Origin of the sequence: Streptomyces sp. NPDC019531, from assembly GCF_044903305.1 — a bacterium.
GTDB lineage: Bacteria > Actinomycetota > Actinomycetes > Streptomycetales > Streptomycetaceae > Streptomyces.
This window is the reverse complement of sequence record NZ_JBJDQL010000118.1, coordinates 1-3,755: the sequence shown is the minus strand read 5'-3', so window position 1 is coordinate 3,755 and position 3,755 is coordinate 1. Positions and strand designations below refer to the sequence as shown.

1 protein-coding gene is annotated in these 3,755 nt (G+C 72.2%); it reads left to right on the top strand.

Annotated elements, in window-relative coordinates; genetic code table 11:
* On the top strand, nt 1–3,755 hold a 3,755-nt coding region (locus ACI2L1_RS44985; protein ID WP_404745274.1), incomplete at both ends, for a type I polyketide synthase.

The following is a 3,755-nucleotide window of genomic DNA, read 5'->3' as shown; positions in this document are numbered from 1 at the left end:
GTTTCCACGGTGACGGGTGAGCCGGATCCGGCGTGGGACGATCCGGAGTACTGGGTGGAGCATGTGCGCCGTCCGGTGCGCTACGGCGATGCGGTGACCGCCCTGGACACCCTCGGCGTGACCCGTTTCGTGGAGATCGGCCCGCAGGGTGTCCTGACGGCGCTGACCCAGCAGAACCTCCCCGGTGACACCCGAGCCGTCATGGCCGTCCCCAGTCTGCGCGCCGACCAGGACGAACCCCACACCCTCCTGACGGCGCTGGCCCGCCTGCACGTCACCGGTGTCCCGGTCGACTGGCAGGCCTTCTACGGCGAAGACGACGCCCACCCCTCCCGTGTCGATCTGCCCACCTACGCCTTCCAGCACGACCGCTACTGGATCGACGTAACCCGTGCCGCCCCGGGCGACCTGGACGCGGCCGGCCTGGACGCGGTCGAGCACCCCGTCCTGAGCGCTGTCGTCGGGTCACCGGAATCCGATGAACTGGTGCTCACCGGCAGGATCTCCACGGATGCCCAGTCGTGGCTCGCTGACCATGTGGTCCTGGGGAGTGTCCTGTTCCCCGGCACCGGCTTCGTGGAGCTGGCCTTGTGCGCGGCGGAGCAGGTGGGGTGCACACGGATCGACGAACTCACTCTGGAAGCACCGCTGTTGCTGCCCGAAGGCGCGAGCGCGGCGGTCCAGGTGGTTGTCGGCGCACCGGACGACTTGGGTGTCCGTGCGATCAGCGTGTACTCGCGCCTCGGTGGCGCCACGCTCCCCTGGACCCGGCATGCCGCGGGCACCCTGTCCTCTGCGGACGCTGGGCACGGGCGGCCCGGGCCGGCGGTCGACCTCGGCGTCTGGCCTCCAGAGGGCGCGGACGACGTGGACGTGAGCGAGGCGTACGACCTTCTGGCGGGGCGGGGCTACGGCTACGGCCCGGTCTTCCAGGGCCTGAAGGCGGCCTGGCGGCGCGGTGACGACGTGTTCGCCGAGGTCGCGCTGCCGGAGTCGGCGTACGCCGAGGCCCGGCGCCATCTGCTCCACCCGGCCCTGCTCGACACGGCCATGCACGTGGATCTCCTGCTGGACGAGCACGACAGCACCGACGAGGTGACGCTCCTTCCCTTCTCCTGGAACGGCGTGACGCTGCGGACCGCGGGCACCTCGGCCCTGCGCGTGCACATCCACCGCATCCAGGGCGAGGAGGTCTCGGCGATCACCGTTGCGGACGGTGCGGGTGTGCCGGTGGCGGCGGTGGAGTCGCTGGTGTCGCGTCCGGTGTCCGTGGGGCAGCTGGAGGCGGTGCGGGGGGCAACGTCGGATGGCGCTGGGGTGTATGCGCTGCGATGGGAGCCGTTGGCGACGGGTGCGAGTGCAAGTGCAGGGGAGATGGTGCCGTGGGAGGACCGGGCTTCGAGTGCGGGTGTGCCGTCGGTGGTGGTGTGGGATGCCGGTTCGGTGCGCGTGCCGGAGGGTTCGGGCGTTCCCGAGCGGGTTCGGGCACTGACCGGTCGGGCGCTTGCCGTGCTGCGGGAGTGGCTGGCCGACGCGGAGAGCGGGGACACCACGCTGGTCGTACTCACTCATGGGGCTGCCACGGGTGCGGATCCGGCGATGGGCGCGGTGCTGGGCCTGGTGCGTGCGGCGCAGGCGGAGAACCCGGGCCGGGTGCTGCTGGTCGATGACGACGGCACGGCTGCTGCCGCCGACCGGATCGCCGAGGCGGTCGGGGCGGCGCTGGCGGTTGGCGAGCCGGAGACCGGGCTGCGGGAGGGTGCCGTATGCGTGCCCCGGCTCGTGGTCCGGGACGAGGCGGCCGACGCGCCTGGAGTGTCGTTCGCCCTCGGCGGCACGGTGCTGGTGACGGGCGGTACCGGGGCGCTCGGCGGATATGCGGCGCGTCATCTGGTGGAGCGTCATGGCGTACGGCATCTGCTGCTGACCAGCCGCCGAGGCCCGCAGGCGCCGGGTGCGGCGGAGTTGTGCGCGGAGCTGGAGGCGCTGGGCGCCGAGGTGTCGGTCGTGGCGGCGGACGTGAGTGATGCGGAGGCGGTCGCGGGGCTGCTGGCGACGGTGCAGGACGAGCATCCCCTCACCGCCGTCGTCCACACCTCCGGCGTCACGGACAGCGCACTCGTCGGCAACCTGACCCCCGAACAGCTGGACAAGGTCCTGGCGCCGAAGGCCGACGCGGCCTGGCATCTGCACGAGCAGACCGCAGGCCTCGGTCTCGACGCCTTTATCCTCTACTCCTCCATCGGCGGCGCGGCCCTTCCGGAGGGCCAGGGCAACTACGCCGCCGCGAACACCTTCCTCGACGCCCTCGCCGTCCACCGCCGTGGCCTCGGGCTGCCCGCGCTCTCCCTCGCCTGGGGCATGTGGAACACCGACACTGGGCTCGGCGAGGTCACCGAAGCCGATCTGCGGCGGGTGAGCAGGGCCGGACTGCCCGCGCTGACCGTCGAGGAGGGCCTGGCCGCCTTCGACACGGCGCTCTCCACGGACCATACAGTCCTGGCGCCCCTGAAGGTCGACCGTACGGCGCTGCAGGCACGCGAGGACGACCTGCCCGCCGTCCTGCGGAACCTGGCCGGCCCGGCACCCCGACGACGGACCGAGCGGGCCAAGCGCCACGCGACGGAGGAGCAGAGCTTCGTGCAGCGCGTCGGCGGCATGGCCGAGGCCCGGCGCAGGCGGTTCCTGCTCGACTTCGTCCGTACCCGGGTCGCCACCGTTCTCGGCCACCGGGACCTCGAAGGGGTGGGCGCCGACCAGGCGTTCAAGGAGCTGGGCTTCGACTCGCTCGCCGCGGTCGAGCTGCGCAACCTGCTCAACTCCGAAACCGGGCTTCGATTGCCCGCCACACTCGTCTTCGACCACCCGACCGCCCGGGCCGCGGCCGACTTCATCGACGGCCGGCTGGCCGCCCTCGCACCGACGGCGCCGGGCGTCTCCACCACGGCTCGGATCCCGGACCGCCCGCTGGAGCCCATGGAGCCCATGGAGCCCATGGAGCCCACCGGGGGACTGGCGGACCCGATCGCCATCGTCTCGATCAGCTGCCGGTTCCCCGGCGGTGTGAACAGCCCCGAGGACCTGTGGCGGCTGGTGGCCGAAGGCCGGGACGTGATCTCCGGGTTCCCGACCGACCGCGGCTGGAAGACCGACGAGCTCTACGACCCCGTGCCCGGTCGGGCAGGCCGGACGTACACCCGACACGGCGGTTTCCTGCACGACGCCGCCGAGTTCGACCCCGAGTTCTTCGGCATCATGCCCCGCGAGGCACTGGCGATGGACCCGCAGCAGCGGCTCCTGCTCCAGGGCACCTGGGAGACCTTCGAACGCGTCGGCATCGACCCGCTGTCCCTGCGCGGCACCAGCACCGGCGTGTACGTCGGGGTCATGTACCACGAGTACGGCAGTCGGCTCCCGTACGTTCCCGAGGACCTGACGGGCTACATCGACAACGGCAGCGCGGCCAGCATCGCCTCCGGCCGCGTCGCCTACGCCCTGGGCCTGGAGGGTCCGGCCGTCACCGTGGACACGGCGTGCTCGTCGTCGCTGGTCGCCCTGCACACCGCATGCCAGGCGCTGCGCCAGGGGGACGTTTCCCTGGCCGTGGCGGGCGGGGTGACCGTCATGCCGACGCCGGACATCTTCGTCGGCTTCAGCCAACAGCGTGGGCTGTCGGCCGATGGTCGGTGCAGGTCGTTCGCGGCGGCGGCGGACGGTACGGGGTGGTCTGAGGGTGTCGGGCTGCTGCTCCTGGA